13 protein-coding genes are annotated in these 17,943 nt (G+C 46.0%); 7 read left to right on the forward strand and 6 right to left on the reverse strand.

Going from position 1 to position 17,943, the window contains the following annotated elements; genetic code table 11:
* Positions 1-2: 2 nt before the first annotated feature.
* A complete protein-coding gene (locus AZI85_RS11635; RefSeq protein ID WP_063244198.1) occupies positions 3-1,490 on the reverse strand; it encodes a GGDEF domain-containing protein in 1,488 nt (495 codons plus the stop codon).
* Positions 1,491-3,800: a sensor histidine kinase gene (locus tag AZI85_RS11640; RefSeq protein ID WP_063244199.1), complete on the reverse strand. Its 2,310-nt coding sequence runs from the start codon at positions 3,798-3,800 to the stop codon at positions 1,491-1,493. It abuts the gene before it with no gap.
* 162 nt (positions 3,801-3,962) lie between these two features.
* On the opposite strand from AZI85_RS11640, the gene nadB reads away from it, so the two are divergent.
* Genes nadB through AZI85_RS11655 form a run of 3 tightly spaced genes read left to right on the forward strand, consistent with a single transcriptional unit; the run spans position 3,963 to position 7,049 of the window.
* Positions 3,963-5,576, forward strand: a complete 1,614-nt coding sequence (gene nadB, locus AZI85_RS11645; RefSeq protein WP_063244200.1) for an L-aspartate oxidase — start codon at positions 3,963-3,965, stop codon at positions 5,574-5,576.
* A 37-nt stretch (positions 5,577-5,613) separates the two neighbouring features.
* A complete protein-coding gene (locus AZI85_RS11650) occupies positions 5,614-6,465 on the forward strand; it encodes an alpha/beta hydrolase (protein WP_063244359.1) in 852 nt (283 codons plus the stop codon).
* Positions 6,465-7,049 carry a hypothetical protein gene (locus AZI85_RS11655; protein WP_063244201.1) on the forward strand — a complete coding sequence of 195 codons (585 nt, stop codon included), beginning with the start codon at positions 6,465-6,467 and terminating at the stop codon, positions 7,047-7,049. The genes AZI85_RS11650 and AZI85_RS11655 overlap by 1 nt, the downstream gene beginning before the upstream one ends.
* 49 nt (positions 7,050-7,098) lie before the next feature.
* On the opposite strand, the gene AZI85_RS11660 is transcribed toward AZI85_RS11655, so the two are convergent.
* Positions 7,099-7,875, reverse strand: a complete 777-nt coding sequence (locus AZI85_RS11660) for an SDR family NAD(P)-dependent oxidoreductase (protein WP_063244202.1) — start codon at positions 7,873-7,875, stop codon at positions 7,099-7,101.
* A 5-nt stretch (positions 7,876-7,880) separates the two neighbouring features.
* Positions 7,881-8,633: a ribonuclease HI gene (gene rnhA / locus AZI85_RS11665; RefSeq protein ID WP_253696388.1), complete on the reverse strand. Its 753-nt coding sequence runs from the start codon at positions 8,631-8,633 to the stop codon at positions 7,881-7,883.
* 157 nt (positions 8,634-8,790) lie between these two features.
* Here rnhA and AZI85_RS11670 point away from each other — a divergent pair, with 157 nt between their 5' ends.
* Positions 8,791-9,639, forward strand: a complete 849-nt coding sequence (locus tag AZI85_RS11670) for a hypothetical protein (protein ID WP_063244203.1) — start codon at positions 8,791-8,793, stop codon at positions 9,637-9,639.
* 7 nt (positions 9,640-9,646) lie between these two features.
* Entirely contained in the window at positions 9,647-10,435 is a 789-nt protein-coding gene (locus AZI85_RS11675) for a hypothetical protein (protein ID WP_063244204.1), read from the forward strand.
* Between the two features lie 2 nt (positions 10,436-10,437).
* Here the strand turns inward: AZI85_RS11675 and AZI85_RS11680 are convergent, their stop codons facing one another.
* The gene (locus AZI85_RS11680; RefSeq protein WP_253720962.1) at positions 10,438-11,169 is read right to left on the reverse strand and encodes a DUF5602 domain-containing protein; all 732 of its coding nucleotides are present in this window, start codon (positions 11,167-11,169) and stop codon (positions 10,438-10,440) included.
* A gap of 292 nt (positions 11,170-11,461) precedes the next feature.
* Between AZI85_RS11680 and AZI85_RS11685 the strand changes: the two genes are divergently transcribed.
* Both AZI85_RS11685 and AZI85_RS11690 read left to right on the forward strand, forming a co-directional pair.
* Positions 11,462-16,537 carry a zinc-dependent metalloprotease gene (locus tag AZI85_RS11685; RefSeq protein WP_063244205.1) on the forward strand — a complete coding sequence of 1,692 codons (5,076 nt, stop codon included), beginning with the start codon at positions 11,462-11,464 and terminating at the stop codon, positions 16,535-16,537.
* A 78-nt stretch (positions 16,538-16,615) separates the two neighbouring features.
* A complete protein-coding gene (locus AZI85_RS11690; RefSeq protein WP_063244206.1) occupies positions 16,616-17,098 on the forward strand; it encodes a hypothetical protein in 483 nt (160 codons plus the stop codon).
* Positions 17,099-17,139: 41 nt separating this feature from the next.
* Here the strand turns inward: AZI85_RS11690 and AZI85_RS11695 are convergent, their stop codons facing one another.
* Positions 17,140-17,934: a PilZ domain-containing protein gene (locus tag AZI85_RS11695; RefSeq protein ID WP_063244207.1), complete on the reverse strand. Its 795-nt coding sequence runs from the start codon at positions 17,932-17,934 to the stop codon at positions 17,140-17,142.
* Positions 17,935-17,943 lie beyond the last annotated feature (9 nt).

Here is a 17,943-nt window from a genome sequence, read left to right on the forward strand (position 1 = left end):
GCCTAATCAGGCGCCACTTCAAACTCGGGACGATGAGTTTCGGGAGCTTTATACAAACAAATTTTATTTCCGCCCTTATCGGTAATGTGCAAAAGAGCTTTGGTCGATGTCTCGTCCAAAGTTTTCGCGGAATCACACAATGATGGATACTCACTCACGCCCAAACTGATTGATACTTTCATACCGTTATCCATGAATGACGTGCCTTCGATAATTCGGCGCAGTCTTTCTGAACGCAATGCTGCTCCTTTTTTTGAGCAGTGAGGCAATATCATCGCAATTTCGTTAGCCGAAGTTCTGCACGTCAAATCATTGGTTCGGCTGGTCTTAGTGATGATGGTTGCAACGGATTTTAGCAACTCATCTCTCACTGCTTCACCTAAAGATGATTCAATCTCATAAAAATCATCCATGGCGATCTTCACAACCGAAATGGGCTGCTTCAATCGACGCGCCCGCGACACTTCATCCCCCAAAGCTTTTTGGTAGAAGTTGCGGTTGTACAATTCCGTCACGAAATCTTGGACCTCTAAGGCATCGACTTTCTTTTCTAACGTGAAAGTCGAATAGCAAAGAGACAAAAGACTGAACTCTTCTGCGAGCTGGCTGGCTTCCGCGGGAGTGATATTGCCGGAATAAACAAACACACCTTCTAAAGCGTGATGGGCATAAAGCGGCAACGCCTTGGGTGGATTGAAGTGAAATGCTTCAACCAACATATCGTTAAAGCGCGCTGGCAATAGCCCCATCGCCATTTGGGTCGTTAGATCTTTGGTGTCGCCCGTCTCTAATTGCACGCCGACACCTTGAATGTCGGAAGCAGGAATTCCTTGCGCGTGGGTCGCCACGAAAGATCGAACAGATGGCAGAAACTTAAAGAAAATGCACAGAGCATTGGGAAGATGATTCAGATATTTCTGAATCAAATCTTCCTTGCTTTGCGCGGATCGATAATCCGTAATGCGCATTGAAACATGGGGCGTCGACTTTTCTGTTTCGGCCTGCTTCAAACTGCTGACGGCAGCGGCGTGAACTTCTTCCACTTTGGATTTCGTCGCTTGCAACTCATCAAAGATCTGTTCGTTTTGATAAGTCAGGTAAAGTTTTTCGCAAGCGCGATCCACAGACCAAACAATACGTGACTCTAAAGCTGCAGATTCATCTGAAATCACGTCGACAAAACCAAAGCTATTGTACTGAGCTAAAATATCGAATTGCGAAACGCTTGAGACCGCAATGAATTTGATTTCCTCATTGATGTCCTGAACGATTTTTACGAAGTCACTTAAAGACCCCGCAAGGGCTGCTGTTGAAAACACCAGGATGTGCGGTGGATTTTCTTTCAGACGCTGTTCTAAAGTTTCCGGGTCTTGGAAGTAGTAAGCGTCATAGCCCGCCTGCGAAAGATACACTTTCGCCGAAGCCCCCGCATCCACATCGGTGGTGAAAACAAAAACCGTAAACTGAGAACTATAATCGCGAATATTCAACTAAAGCCTCTTTCCAGGTCGACGAATTTCAACGTGATACGTGTCTAATTTTGTCGTCTTAGCCTTCGCCGTCATTTGAGGTGGCATGACAAAATTCACCGGAGTTAATTCGTCACTCATCGTTGCAAGTTCTTCCGGCGTTGGCGCCATAACAGGTTCAGCCACTGGAGCCGCATCAATCGTTGTCGCCACCTCATCAGCCGTTACAACCTCTGCCAAGACGGGCTCTGCTGCGGAAGCTGACACAGTCGCCGGAGCTTCCTCGGTCTTTGCTTGCGGGGCTTTTGGCTCTTCACCTAAGAAGCCGTCAATAAAACTAAATTCATCATTACCCAAAGCCGGTGCTGCAGGCTGTGACGCTTTCACCGAAGACGTCGACACAATGGGAGTTGAGATTTTTGGTTTCAAAGACTCATGTGAGGATTCTGCCTTCACTTCTTCCGCTTGCGCCGGCGGAGGAGCGACTTCTGTCGCCTCAGGAAGCTCCAAAAGATTATCAATGTTCACATCCAGCGGCGATGCTGGCGCCGAAGAAGCTTTCACCTCTTCATAGTGAGCTTTGGCTTCTTCTTGATGAGCAGATTCTTCAGACAACTTCGGCAACTCTGGGGAAATCACTAGAGGCTCTTCCTTTGCAACAAGAACATCGGCCGGAGCTTTAAGGACCGACACCGATTGAACTTTTTTAAACAGAATATTCACTTTCGTTCCTTGACCACGTTGAGATTCCACACGCACATCAGCGTTGTGTTCTTTCAAAATCCCAAACGCCACCGAAAGGCCCAAGCCCATATGATTGTGGAAAGAACGTGTGGTAAAGAAAGGATCAAAAATCTTGTCGACGTTCGCGGCTTCAATGCCCTCGCCCGTGTCCTCGATATTCAAGTGCACACCGTCGGCATCTTCGAAAAGATCGACTTTGATTTCTTTTTTCGGCATACGCTCCATGGCTTCCACAGAGTTATGCAGAACATTTGAGATCGCGCGCATGATCGCATCCACGTGAAGATCCAAAGCTGAGTTGTCTTGGATATTCTTTGTCAGCTTGACACCTTTTTGCGCGAAGAGGGGCTCCATCTCTTTCAGTGCTTTCACTAAAGGCCCTTCGACCTTCATGGAGTTTTTCTCTTGCACTTCTTCGCCTGCGTAACCCAGAAGTTTATCTAGCACTCCACGAGCCGCGCGTGTTTCACGCAAAATAGATTCTGTGCTTTGCACGATGTCGGTTTCTGGAGACTTCGCCAGAATCATTTGCGAATAACCCAAGATCGAAGCCAAAGGCCCGCGCATTTCATGCGCCAAAGCCGAAGCGACTTTCATCGAAGCTTGAACTTTTTCTTTTTGCACGACTTCAGGATCTTGCGCGATGACTTTTTCAGGAACCGGTGGAGCTAGCGGACGAGACTTTGCTGCTTGCAATTCGTCTTCAAGCTGAGTGATTTGTTTTTCCGTTGTCGTCGTTAACCACAGCAATGCGGCGGCGGCCACCGTCATAAGGCCTGCCCCCATAAGCAAGAACTGCCACCACAAGCCCGTGCGACCCTTCATGGTTTCCTTCAAAGGTGCTGAGCTTAGAACCAACAAGTTACTTTGCGGAATCATCTCGTACATTCCGTAAAGGTCGCCCGATTTTAATTGAAACGTATTGCTGCCATGAGAAGAACCGCTCTTCTGTGCTTCTTTAAAAACAGGATCATCGCGCATCACTGTTCCAAGATACTCCGGCACGGAATGACCGACAGTAAGACCGGTTGAAGTCACAATTGAAAATGAACTCAAAGCACCTCTTTGGGCATCAATCACCGATTGAAAAATTTCACCAGATCCGAAAAGAGCGTAAGCCTTGCTGCCTTCTAGAAATACCAAAGCGACATAACGTCCACGTTGAGAATCCTGAAAAGGCTTCACATAAAAACGCAAATCTGAAGTTCTGTTTGCGATATTACCAACGGCGGATTTTACAAACTCAGTGGTCCAATTCGCGGCTTTCGAATTTTCTTTCGCGACGATAACTTGCGGCTCAAGGTTCCCGCCGTTGACCGAAAACGATGCCGCCGCATAGTAAGGCGCCATCGCATTCCAGTTGAGCTTTCCTTTTTGAAAATTTTCTGAGTTCAAAGTTGCGACAACTCTTTGCAGAGTTTTTAACTCTGTCGCCATGGAATGATTGATCGCACCGACTTGGGTGCGCGTTTGGGCTTCCACCCAGCTCATTCTGTCACCGTAAACGAAACTGTCCGTGCGCCACAAAACAGCTCCGATAAAAATCGCGGCAACAGCAACGAGGACGGCGATGAGTTTTACTTTCATTGAGACGGTTCCTTCCCTGTAACAGTCCTCCGGCGGGGCCCAAAGCATCTTGCCTTGTCACTTCCGCTCGACGTCTTTGATTTTATTGTAGTTTTAGAAACTGGTAAGAATCAAGCAAGAGTCCTTTGCAAATGCCAACAAAAGCGGTAAGAAGATGCCACTATGAGTACTCATCGCTCGGATGTTTTGATTATTGGTTCTGGCTCTGCAGGATTGGCGCTGGCTTTAAAACTTTCTTCATTGGGAAAAGTGATCGTGCTTGCCAAAGAATCTGCGGGCGGAACGAACTCTGCCATGGCTCAGGGAGGCATCTCTGCCGTCATGTCGGAAGAGGACAGCTTTGAGTCTCACATCCAAGACACCCTCGTTGCGGGTGCCGGCCTCTGCAAGGAAACTGTAGTTCGTAACTATGTAGAGCAAGCCCCTGAACGCATTCAGGATTTGCAAAACTGGGGCGTGCATTTCGACGTTAAAAAAAGAGGCTCTGAAGAGACCAATGAAATCGATTTGACGCGCGAGGGCGGGCACAGCTTTCGCCGCATTCTTCACTTCGAAGACCAAACGGGATTAGAAATTCACCGCACTCTTTTAGCTCGTGTTCGTGAAAATCCCAATATCACTTTGCTTGAACGCTTTTACGCCATCGACCTGATTGTGAACAAAGAGGTCGATCCCAATGACATGAATCCGGTTCACTGTATCGGTGCCTACGCTTTGAACAAAAATGATGGCGAGGTGCATACATTTTTAGCGAAGAACACGGCTCTTGCGACCGGTGGCGCAGGAAAAGTTTATCTCTACACTTCCAATTGGAGTGGCGCGACGGGCGACGGCATCGCTATGGCTTACCGTGTGGGCGCGCGAATTGCGAATTTAGAATTCATGCAATTTCACCCCACCTGTCTTTTCCATCGCGAATCGCGCAACTTCTTAATCTCTGAAGCTCTTCGCGGTGAAGGTGGCGAATTGATCGATGCTTCTGGCAACGCATTCATGCAGAAATATCATAAGCTGGGCTCGCTGGCTCCGCGCGACGTTGTGGCTCGTTCTATCGATAAAGAGATGAAAAAAACCGGCGCAGAATGTGTTTACTTGGACATGACAAAATTGGATCGCGAATTCTTAAAAAATCGTTTTCCAACGATCTTCAACAAATGTCTTGAGTTCGGTATCGACATGAGTGAGTCGCCGATTCCTGTTGTCCCCGCTGCGCACTACCTGTGTGGCGGTGTGCTTACGGATCTCAACGGTCGCACGGATGTTCCCGGTCTCTGGGCTGTCGGTGAAACGGCTTGCACAGGCTTGCATGGCGCAAATCGTTTGGCCTCAAATTCTTTACTGGAATGTTTAACGATGGCCCACAACTGTTCTGAACAAATTAAGCAGCAGTGGGATACAGACACATTTTTCCCTCTGGATCCCAAGCCTTGGACTCATCCGGAAGAATCAAATGATGATGAGATGATCGTCATCAACCACATGTGGGACGAGATTCGCCGCTTGATGTGGAACTACATGGGAATTGTCCGCTCTAACAAACGTCTGGAACGCGCCCAACATCGCCTCCAGAATATTTTGTCAGAGACGAAAGAGTACTATTCACACATGAAGATTCATTCTGACATCTTAGAGCTCCGCAATATCGCTATCGTCGCCAACTTATCGGTCGAATGCGCCCTTCGCCGTCAAGAATCCCGAGGCATACATTTCAATATCGACTACCCTGAATCCAGTCCGGAACCGCACGACACAATCGTGGTCCGGGGCCTGATTTGACTTGCCCGCTGATTGCTCTCGCGGCAATCTAGTGGGTATGTACAAAAGATCTGAAGGCTTTTTTAAAGGTTATCAGGACATCAACCTGTTCTTTCAAATTTGGGACAACCCGAATGCTCGCGGCACCGTCATCATCAATCACGGTCAAGGCGAACACTCCGAATCTTACCACCGTCTGATCAAAGCATTTGAAAATGATCAATGGAGTTTTTACGGATGGGACTTGCGCGGACATGGACGCTCTGAAGGGCGTCGTGGTTACGTCGCGCAGTTTGATGATTACTGCAAAGACTACAAAATCTTTTTGGACATGGTTCTTAAGAACGAAAAAGTGAAGCAAGGCCCCGTAATTCTTTTCTGTCATTCGATGGGTGCTTTGATCGAGCTTAAAACTCTTTTGCGCAATCCCGACATTCGCTGCGACGGCATTGTTGTCAGCTCTCCCCTTTTAGGAGTTTCTGTTCCAGTGCCTGTTTATAAATCCAAAGGCGCGGTGATCTTAAATTCGTTACTACCGACAATCACAATGGGGAACGAATTAACGAATGATATGCTAACGCGCGATCCAGATGTGATTCGCGAGTTTGAGCAAGATGCTCTTCGCCACAACCGCATTTCACCGGGAGCGTTCTTAGGTTTCTTAGAATCCTTTGAATACGTTCTTCCACGCGCGAACGAAATCAAAAAGCCCGCTTTGTTCGTCATTGCTGAAAACGACCCCGTGGTCAGTAGTTTCGAAGCTAAAAAGTTCTATGACAAATTGGGCAGTCAGAAAAAAGAAATTTACATTTACCCTGAAGCAAAACACGAAGTCGTGAACGACATTATGCGCACAACGGTTTTTGCCGATATCAAAAAATTCTTAGACGGTTTCTTGGAGTCTAAATAATGAAATACCTTTTGAGCCTTTGTTTTTTACTTTCTGCGTGCGCCAGCACTTATGAAGTCACTCCCGCAGGTCACACGATTAAAACCAAAGATGACTATATGGAAGTGATTGAAAAGTATTCCGATCAAGTGCGCCAGTATTCAGGCTTTTACAACACTTTGGATTTCCAAGCGACTTTGCTTAATTCAACGGTGGCTCAAGCCCAACTTGCTCAAAGCAGTATGCTTTATCAGTGGGATGACAAACGCTTCACTGAAGAAAAAGGGAAATACGAGAACCGCCTAAGCAAAGAAACAGAAGTATTCTTGAGCTTCTATACTCCGGAAAGAAAGAATGATGATCTTTTCAAAGACTCCACAATCTGGAAAATCTTTTTGGATGTCGATGGACGTCGTTATGAAGGCAAAGCTAAGAAGATCAAATTGCAGTTAGCAGAAATCGAAGGGCTTTACCCTTATCACAACCGCTTTTACACGCCTTATTCCGTGATCTTCCCGGTTCCTATGCGTTCTATTGAAGGTAAACCGATGAAAATGACCATCACGGGCGCTGTCGGCTCTGGCGTTTTAAATTTCCAACCTTAATAAGTTTTTTTCTAGGAAGTCCGTCTGAAAAGACGGACTTTTTTTTGCCTTAATTGCGCTTAAAGCGTCGTCCGACTTCAATATCAAAAAGCGGTTTTGCGAATTTCGCAATCTTCAATCCCACTCCCGTCAATCCACTCGGCTCTAAAACTTCAATATCATGAAGAATAGCTTCACGAATCATCTGTGCATATTTTGCTGGAGAGATTGATTCCGTCGGAATCACGAAATTCTTAGAATACAAAGTCTCGATCTCATCAAACATGCGAGTCTTGATCCCGGGAGTGACCAACAATAATGTCGTAACACCCGTATCTTTAAGCTCCATACGAATGCAGTCTGTAAATGCCATGACGGCGGCTTTTGAGGCCGCGTAAGTCGAAGCACAAGGAAAATGCATATACGCAGAGACGCTAGAGTTATTAATGATTTTTCCGCGCTTACGTTCTAACATTCCTGGCAACAGCCCGTGAGTCAGATGAACCAGCGCATTCACGTTCACTTGAAACATTTTGTAAATATCATCTAAAGGCTGCTCTTCAATCAGACCGCCCGTTAGCATTCCGGCGTTGTTGAAGAGAATATCAATCGGCGTCTCTTTCAGATTATTCAACAGCGCATCGACACCTTGACGGGTTGAAAGATCTGATTCCCACACGCTCACTGATTTTGCGCCCACGGTTTGCAATTCTTTTACCAGATTGTCGTCCGACTGCCTCATCACAAGATGAAGATTCGCTTTGTCTTCGGCACACATTTTAGCGAAGGCTTTTCCGATTCCACGACTGGCACCTGTGATAAGAATATGACGGTTCGCGATTTCCATGCTGACTATCCTTCTTTGATGACGGTCTGAGGACTTAATCCCCAGGATTTCAGAATTTCGATTTCATCGGCGGCCGACGTGGCCTTTTTGAATTTAGCTCCTGATTTTCCGCTCACACGGTTTTGGCAAGAAGGCCAATTCTTGTGACGATAAACCAGGCCACCGATATTGCTCAAGTAACTGAAAGCCTCTTTCTTTTCACCCGGCGCACGCATTTCTGGCAAAGCCGTGTCGGCGGGAACTTCCAGCATGTTGATGGGATAAGAGCTCAAAGGTCCCTGATACAAAGACACGTAATCATTTTTTGAAAAGGCGACGGCGATGCGATCACAGCGTTCATTGCCCGGCGTGCCCACGTGACCGCGCGAATATTTCCACTCAATCTTATTACCGGGACCGCGCGCTTGAATGAGCTGCGCCAGTTCTTCCCAAATATCACGATTGGAAACATCCGCACCTTCCGCCGTTTTCCAACCGCGTTTTTTCCAGCCCCAAATCCATTGCGTGATTCCACGAATCAAGTAAGTGGAGTCCGTATAAAAATGCACAGGACCTGGCACAGCAGAAATAAACTTCAGCGCCTCGACAGCGGCTGTCATCTCCATGCGGTTGTTCGTCGTAGAGCGTTCTCCCGCACCTAGTTCTTGCACCTGATCATTCGGCAAAAGCACAATGCTTCCCCAGCCACCGGGACCGGGATTTCCTGAACAAGCGCCATCAGAGAATATCAAAATATAATCGCGTACTTTTATTGCCACAGCTCATGGTCATCGCGCGCTTTTCTTATGTCAATGCGCTGGATGCCAGAGACGGGCCTCTGACCAATACTTAGACAGGTAAATCTTATCAGGCTGCAATTTAGGGCCGTTGGCTTCTGGCACCCTCCCTGCAAAATAATCCCGAAGGAGAGTGTTTATGTCTTTTGCTATGCGCCCCCTTATCGGATTTTTGACGACAGTCTTGCTGGCAAGCCAGGTCTTTGCCAATGCATCTGTGACGTCTTCGACGACGCTAGTACAACAACCGAAAAAACAAGGGCGCATGTGGAGTGGATTCGTCAATGCCAGTCGCTCGACAAGTCTTTATGACTTTGAAGACGGCACTCGCCAGGACGCTATGGACTATATGATGCGTCTGAATCTGAAGTTGAACGACAAGTTTTCTATGCGCGTTCAAGGTGGTTATTCTCAAGATTTAAAATATCCTGAAAACAATGATTTCTCGGACACGTCTGTCAGCTTGGGGCGTGCGCCCATGGCTTTGGGTAAAACGATTATGTTGGGTTATCGCGTAGCTACGGGTCTTCCTACTTCTAAGGATTCTCATACTCGTCAAAATCTGATCGCTTCGCTTTCAACAACCGTGAACGGCATGATCAATCCAGACCGTCTTATTTCGGGACTGGACATCGCGGGTTCAATTTCGGCAGGTCGCAACTTCCATCAGTATGAAACTGCTTTGGATGGCCGTGTAAATACGCAATGGACTTCATCGCAGATGTTTTCGATGGCGTACACTTTTACTACGGGCATTTCTGTATCCGCTGAATTTCTTCACCGAAACACATGGTCTTACCAAAACGTGATGCGCGACAGTTTCGAAATGACTCAAGAGATTGGCTATGAAATCAATCCCACTTTTTCGATTGCCGCAGGCCACACAAACTCAGGTTCTTCTTTAAAACCTAACGGCGATGACTCTAACGTGCAGTTGATCAACGAAAACACTTCACTTGTTTACGCCTCTGCAACTGTAGTCTTCTAGGACGGCCATGAAAGCCTGGTTGGTAGCACTTCTTCTTACTCTAAGCTTCCAACCCGCGTGGGCCGGCACTCCTCTGGACATTGTCTTTGATATCGACTGGACCACCTTTTACACCGTTCATTCCGAAGACCCGAATGAACGCAGCTCTAAGAGCATTCAAATAGAAGGTAAAACCTATCGACCCACCGACCACCTCACGGAAGTCATCGAACATCTTTTAAAAACTCATCCAGATATTCGCATCAGTTTTTTTAGTGGTGGAACCCAGTCACGCAATATGACTTTACTTGAAAGTGTGAAGCTTTCTGATGGTCGGTCCCTCGTCGATATCAGCCACCGTATTCTGTCTTATGGGGATCTGACCGTGGTGTCTCAAAACAAGACTTTGAAATTCTCCGAGCAGCACAAAAAAGTTTTGAATCAAGGAATTCCCGACTGGAATCCCAAGAACACTCTTCTGATCGACGATCAGCCTGAATTCGCCGTGAAGCCTTTAAAGTCCGTTTCTTCTTTAGGTCATTTCAACTTCCAACAGAAATTTGATGTTTCACGAGCTGGAGAAAAATTCTTTCCGGCATCCGAGATCGAATGGAAGATGGAGCGCAACAAAGCTCTTATCTGGTTGGCTCTTTTAGAGAACGCCATTGCAGAGTCTGCGCGCACAGGAAAAGATTTTTCATCCGTCGCCCAAGAGCTGTGGACTCGGGACTCAAAAAATCCTTTCATTTTAAAACAAGGGCAAGACCTGCTTCCTTCCTTGAAGGGACAGGCCTGCCGCAAGATTTTCGCACTCTAAATTTACTGCATTTCTTTTAAATACTTCAGAGTTATAAAGTGCATTGCCCGTGTTTTATCAAAATGTATCGAATACTTTTGCGGATAATAGCCTAGATGGGTGAAGGTCTTTGGCAACATCAGCTCTTGCTCGAATTTCTTTTTCTTTAACAAAAACTCTCGCGTGATCATCGGCTCAATGAATATTAAATTTGCGTCGTAATAGCCATAGATGTAAGTGGTCGTAAAAGGCTTGCCGTTGTACTCTGGCGAACGCATATCCACCCAGTGCCAACCCATTTGCGGAACGCCTTCGGGGCCACCGACATAGAACGGTGGAAGCTTATCGGGATCCGGTTGCTTCAAACAGATTTCACGATCGGCGCCCATACAAGTGATCGCTTTGCGAGTTGTCTCATCAATAAAATAAAAGTGAAAATCGAAGTGAGGTCGGTTGTAAATACCATCAGGCTCATGACCGTGAGGCATCCAATTAATGACCATGTGATTGTAAGGCGGGATGTTCAGAATGGACGGCAATTTTAGTGTGTACTCACCTGGCTCATGTTGAGGCAAGGCATTCAAAGCTCCATCCGTAAGCGCCAAGCCGACAGAATAAGGAGTGCCATCTTCTCCGATATCTGCGAAGGCCTTCGCAGTTCCCTCTCCCATCGCCACGGCATCCCCGTATACGATAAATCCGTGGGCGTAGATCGCTAGAAAAAATAGTCCGCAAAAGACAAAAATCCCTCTCATAAATCCCCCTGCTTTTCAGAATGAAATCCGAGATTTAATTCGACGACAAGCTTCCACGAGGACCGGTGTTTTAAATCAGAAAATCAGTGTCTCATTTTGAGATCTCCCTGAATTGTCCCCTGTATATTCTGTGGACGGCTTGTCTGCCTGTAATGCATTTAATTCACGGCCGCAACCAGAAGCTCGTGGCACTTTCAATGCATTTATATCCCTTAAGGAGAGTGTCTTTGTTCTAGGCCCATATATTCGATGTGGTGCTATGAGCAGTGACAATTTAGGAATGGAGAGAAAAATGGCTCACAAACCTCAGTACACAAAAGCATTTACGGCTTTGTTGACCTTCGCCCTCGTGGCCGCGGGTTGTACGAAAAAGCGTGATGCGACTTTACCGGATTCAGAAGCTCTAGAGATCTTTGCGATTTCAGACTTCGCGACCCCGTCGAGTGAAGGTTTTAAAGCCATCGCAAAAGCCAGCGCCCGCGAGAAGTCTTTGGTTGAAGCAGCTAGCAATAAGGCTTCAAACGAAAAAGGTTTAGTTGCGGTCGACACATCAGAATCTTCCATCCCTCAACGTTTGCGCTTCATGTTTGAAAACCTTGAAGTTTCCGGTCAGGAAGCCCAAGACTTCAAAATCGTGTTCGGCGTAGATTCCAAATTTGTTACGGCCTACAAGCTCACAACGAATGTTGAAAGCTTGACCCGCCTAGAAAAACAACTCGCTGTCTCTCCAAGCGAAGTTCAGCTTTCTATTGATTTACAAAAAGCCACTTCCTCTCAAGCTAAAAAAGAAATCATGAATAAGATGGCGACGGCGCAAAAAGCTCGTTCGGCTTCTTTATTGAACCGCGCTAACATCAACGTTCTAGTTCCACTTTTCAAATATGAAATTGCTTCTAAAGGTGTTCTGGAAAGAACAAAAAATGAACTCAGAGAAAGCACTTCGACATTGAAGTTGCGTGAAACTGAGTTCAGCCAGGCCACTCATATTCGTTTGAATATTACTTCTGACGCTCGTAAGGATGTAGGCAGCGTCGACCAAAAAGTCGAAATGGACCAAATCTTCACGATGGAATCCTTGGATAACAAGATCCATAGGGCTGCAGACCTTCAATCTCGCTATAACTTCAACATGAAGTTCGTAGCTGACGATTCTCAAGTTCTTACTAAGCTTGATTCTGACGATATGAAAGTTTACGAACTAACAACGGTAGGTTCTTTGTCTGACGATGAAAAACGTCTTATCAATACAGGTCGCGCAGCGGGCGAAATCATTCGTTGCTCTGACTCTGGCGTGACTTCTGCGGATAAGAACTGTGTTCTTCGCTTGGTGGCGAAGGTTCCAGTGACTTATAAAAACGCTCGTCTAGTGCTTGCAGACTCTAAAGATAATACTTCAAATAAAATCGAGCTTCAAAAGGTTACCAAAGCTCAGGCGCAAGGCTTGGTTGAAATCGCCCGCGAAGTACGTGCAGAGCGCGCTCGTCCTACGGGAATTATCGATCCATTGAATACAATTAAAGTAGCGGACCTTAAGGGTGAGTTTTACTTCAGAAGAACTTTTGAAGATGCTTCTAACATGATGCTCGTGGGCAAGTCTGGTACAAGCGGTGACCTTTCCGTCGTGAAATTCGAACTTGAAAAAAGCCGTTTAGTAGTACGCAATCAAAAAGCTTTGATTCAATACGAAGGACAAACAGCGAAAGACAAAGAAGAGTTGATTTCAGTTCCGGTAAAATACTTCAAACTTGAGACTGTGAACGCTGATGGCGTAGCTCTTCAAGTTCCTAAATTAATTGAAGCGAAGCTTGAAGATGCAGAGTACGTAGAGATTGATTGGACTAAAAATACAATTCCTGTTGCCAATTCTCCATTGGCTTTTTTCGATGCTGGCGAGTGCTGGGCTGCAGCGACTTCTCAACAAGTCACTGACATGGACATGCGTTTAAATAGCGATGGCATCCTGAACTTCTCTTTGTCTGGTTCTTACACTGTAAAACCAGGTTGCCATAACGCTCCGACGACAAATAACTATGCTTTGGGTTGGAATGTTCAATTCAACTACAACGTGATCGAGCGTCTTTCATTCAAAAAACGCACGAATGCGCAAGTTGACGATGCTCAATGGGCACCGAACATCGCTCCCAACGTTCAAAGCTCTTTGAACTTCGCAACATTCACTATGGGTGAAACAATCACTTCTACTGATGTTCGTCCAGGCCGTGAGAACAGCGAAGTGTACCGTCCCGTGGTTCATGACTTCCGTAACGGCAAAGTATTGCACTACTGGGTTGGCGGTTTGAAAAATGCTCCTTCTGACAGAAAAGCTCTTATCACTCAGGCAGCGGTCGAGGTTGTGGCTGAGTGGAATGAAGCTTTCCGCAAAGCTTTCAAAGGTACGAACCTTGAGCGCTCTGGTGACTACATCGTTCTTCACACGGGTGATGATGATACAGGTCACTTGGGTGACTTGGACCGCAACTACTTATGGTTCTTTGACCAACCGACTGAAAACGGTCTTTTGGGTGTAGCTCAACCGGCACCAAATCCATACTCTGGTACAATCATCGCGAACAACGTGATGGTTTACTCTGGAAACTCTGAGATGGAAATCCGTCGCATGATGGAATCTTACAAAGAGTCTCGCGAATACGAAAAAATGTTGGACGAAGCAAAACAAGAGGCTTTGGCTGAATTCCAAAAAGAATTGGCAGCTCAACAGCAGCAACAAGGCTCTTCAGCAGCAGCTGAAGGTTCAGCAGGTGCGGCTTCAGGTGCTGCAGCAGCTGAAAAAGTGAGATCTTTGACGAAGTCTTACGGTTCATTCGTACAGAAATTAGTGTTGTCTTCACGCCCAGTGGCGGCTCAACGCTTCTCTTCTAAGTTCGCTTCGAACGTAGCATCTAAAAAAGCAGGCAAGTCTTTGCAAGCTAAGATTCTAAAAGGACGCAGCGTAGTCTCTGAAGCTAAAGTAAATTCAAATAAAGACTTCACTCGCAGTGTATTGGAGGCTGCTCTTTCTCAGGAGTTGGAAAACGATCCAATCATGTTGGAAGCTATCATTGCTCGTGAGTTGGCTCGCACTGAAAATGGCATGTCTCAACAAATGAAACAATTGTTGTTGAAACAAGCTCAAATGAAAGAGATGTCTGCAAGATTTGATCAACAAGCTAAAAAACGTGGCGGTTGCTTCTTGTACACGCGTGCAGAATACAACGACAAGTTCCTAAGCTCAGATTTTAACACATTATTCAAAAAAGAGATCAAAGCGACTTTATTGCATGAAGTGGGTCACGCGATCGGTCTTGTGCACAACTTCAAAGGCTCTTTTGACAAAGCTAACTTTAACTTCCCAGGTGAAAAGACAAACCGTAACTATACATCTATCATGGACTACATCGCAGCTCCTGAAATGGAATACCAAGGCCCAGGTACATACGACGTGCATGCATTGCGCGCGGCTTACACAGGTTTGGTTGAGTTGAGTGAAGATATCAAAGCTATGGTTGCTAAAACTGGTGGTGTATTAACTAACCAATCTAAAGTGTCAGTAAACACGGTAGCTGGTCAGTTTATCTCTTTCCAAGACGTTAAGAAAATCTTAGGCTTCAGATATTACTCTGATATGGCAAGACAAACTGTCGCGCAAACAGGACTTTTGAAACATTACGGTCAATGTAACGACATGGAAGTAGGAAATGAACCAGGATGCCAACGCTATGATCAAGGTGCCTCTGCGGTAGAAGTTGTTAAAAACGAAATCCAAAACTACCACAGATCTTATGCGACATCTTACCATGCAGCTGATCGCTTGAACTTCGGCTGGCCGCAAAAAGTAAACGTGATCAGAAGCTCTATCTCTAGATTCACGACGATTCGCTCTTACTTGGATCATTACTTCAAGATGGTGATCTACCGTACAGCATTGTCAGACGCTGAAATGGCTGACTTCCGTGAGGCTTCTCACCTTGGATACGACTTCTTCCACGAAGTGATCCGTATCCCTGACACGAACTTGGCTTTCGGTAACTCGAAAGAAGAAATCAAACAACGTTTGATCCCAGTTCCATACATGTTGAACGAACCAGTTATGCAAAACGGTCAACAAGCTGTCGATGCTAACGGTCAACCGGTGTTTAAACAAACTCCTGACGTGCGTATCCTTGAAGCTCGTCGTGTTTACGATGCGGCTCCGGCTCCGATGAGCGATCGTTTGGATACTTTGGGTATCGGTTACGACAAACAGTTCGCTCTTAGATACTTGTTAACTGCAAATCCTGCAGCTATGACTGATGACTCTCAAACGGGTTGGATTGGTTACAATGAATTCGAACAGTATTTCTTAGGCGTTCAACATGCGGCTCAGTCTCAAAACATGTTGACGCTTCTTGAAATCATCTCTGGAACACTAAACTCAGGGTTTGTAGACAAGTACCACAACTTACAAACGGTTGAGTTGCCAGTGAACGTAAACAGAAGCCTTTTGGATTCTGCAACATTGGGTGGCTTGGCTGATACCAACCAATACCGCTATCCAGGTTTGGATACTTTCGCAGAGTTCTTCAAAGTGGGAACTTTGAAAGGTGGAAAAACTGTAAAAGATCGTTTGATGGCAACTCGTTACGGTCAGAGTTCAAAATCAGCTGCGGGTGTTAAGTTCTTCGCTGCTGACAATGCGATCGGTGCGCAGGTTCTAGTAAATAAAGCCGCTCGTAAAGGAACACTGTTAGAAAATAGGGAGACTTTGACTCAGGGTATGTTCCAGATGATCCAAGCGGACATGGAATTGAGTGCGAAGGTAGCTGCAGTTAAGAAAGCGGACGAAAAGTTGAAAGACAAAGCGTTTGCAGACATTGTAGCTTCTTCTGAAGAGTTAAAAGCACTAGCTGCCAAGGGTGACGCAGCAGCAGCCGAGCTTGTGATGACATTGACAGCTTTGAATCAAAACGGCGCGATCGTGTCTGCTGATGAGATCAAAGCAAATCCAAACTTCGCTTTGGATAAACAAGTGTTGATGTTAAGAAGCATGACTAGCAGATCTATGTCCTACTTCACGCAAGTAAAACCAATGCTTGAGCAAGTTCCTCTAGAGCAGTTGAACAACGTATTGCAACAGTTGGCGGGTTTGAAATCAAACAACACGACTCTTGCAAATTCATTGGATTTGCTAGCGCTAGGTCAGGAAGTTTTAGTTCAAGCCGTGTCTTCAGTACAAATCGTACTTAAAGACCGTGGCCCAGTATCTGGTGATGTGGTGATGGGATTGATGATGGATGCTTCTCCATTGTCGAGCTCACAACAAAACTTGATGTACGCGATCGAAGATCTTGCTCGCTACACAAGCATCTTGAACCCTGAGTACATCTACTAATATGAATCTTCAAAACGCGGCCCCCGCTCTCTCCTGGGGGTCGCGTTTTTTTTAATTTTAAAACCACGGAGTCTATAAATGAAAAAATCAGTTCTGATGGGTCTTTTATTATTAGGAAGCTCCTCGGCCTTTGCGGGCGTTCAAGATTACATTGGACGTTATGATTTACAGCGCGAAGAGCTTAAAGACGGGACCTTCTGCTATGAAGGTTTAATCGTTAGACAAGAGGGCAAAGAGCTTTCTCTTTATCGCTCTGACATCACAGATTTCGCCCTGGTAAAAAGTGAACTTAATTCTTCACGCGAAGTCCGCACGTCTCACGGCGAAGCCATGACGACAACTAAAGGCAAAGACTCCGTCACTTTGAAAGACGATGGCAGTTTAGTTTTTCAATTTAGCGGTATCGAAAGTATCTTGGGAGTTCCCGCTTCGCGAGTTAAAGACGCGGTCGCTTTGAAACTTTCCGATGATAAGAACACTCTTTTTGCCGTTCGTAAAACAGCCGATGGGCTTGCCGGTCTCAACCGTGGTGAAGCTCGCTGCGTTTATAAACGTCAGTAATTTCTTGAAAATAAAAAGGGAGCTTTCGAGTTCCCTTTTTTTTATGATCTGAATTTTGGAAAAAGTCCTTCGCCCTTAGTTACGAGCTTCTTGAGCCAAGCTCCGAAACTATCTTCAGGTCCCGGCAACCGTTCGGTCACAATTTTCTTGTCTGCGTGCAACTTATCAATCACGCGTTTTACTTGTTTCTGACTTTCGTTAGTATGCTCGAAGCGAACACCCCAACCTTCACTGCCTGGACGATTCACTCGGTAAACTACAAGACCCGATACAACAGTTTCGTGATCGTCGAATTTCCAATACACGTCGACCTTATCACCATCAGCAAGTTCCGGCCCCGCTGTCAGGAACAAGCCACCTTGCGAAAGATTTTTAATAAAAGCTTTCGCTCCATTCACGGTTCCTTCTTGATTGAAGTTATAACGAGGCGCCGCTTCCCACCAACGCATGCGCGGATCAAAGTACACTTGTTGAACGGACGGCACGACGAAGTAGGCAACAATCAAGACGTCTACAAGAAGAACCACAATCAGAATCACCAACGTGTTCCAGTTCATGCTTGTCCAGTAGCTATAAAGATTCGAAAGTAAGACTAAAGCGATACAAGCAAGATAGGCCCAGTAGCTCCAGCGGCGGCAGATGTAGATAAAGATGCCCGCAAGGACAGGTACGCCTACGTAAAGAAACAACAAAGGCTTCGGTAAAATCTCAAACCAATAAGTCCACTGCTGCGGAAGAGTACGTCCCGAGCGGAAGGCATTGAGAATAAGATTTCCAATGGGTGCGAAAACATGAAGGAGTGCAAGAACGATCAAGGACCAGGGTTTTCTTTTCATATAATCAAA

Source organism: Bdellovibrio bacteriovorus, from assembly GCF_001592755.1.
Classification (GTDB): domain Bacteria; phylum Bdellovibrionota; class Bdellovibrionia; order Bdellovibrionales; family Bdellovibrionaceae; genus Bdellovibrio; species Bdellovibrio bacteriovorus_E.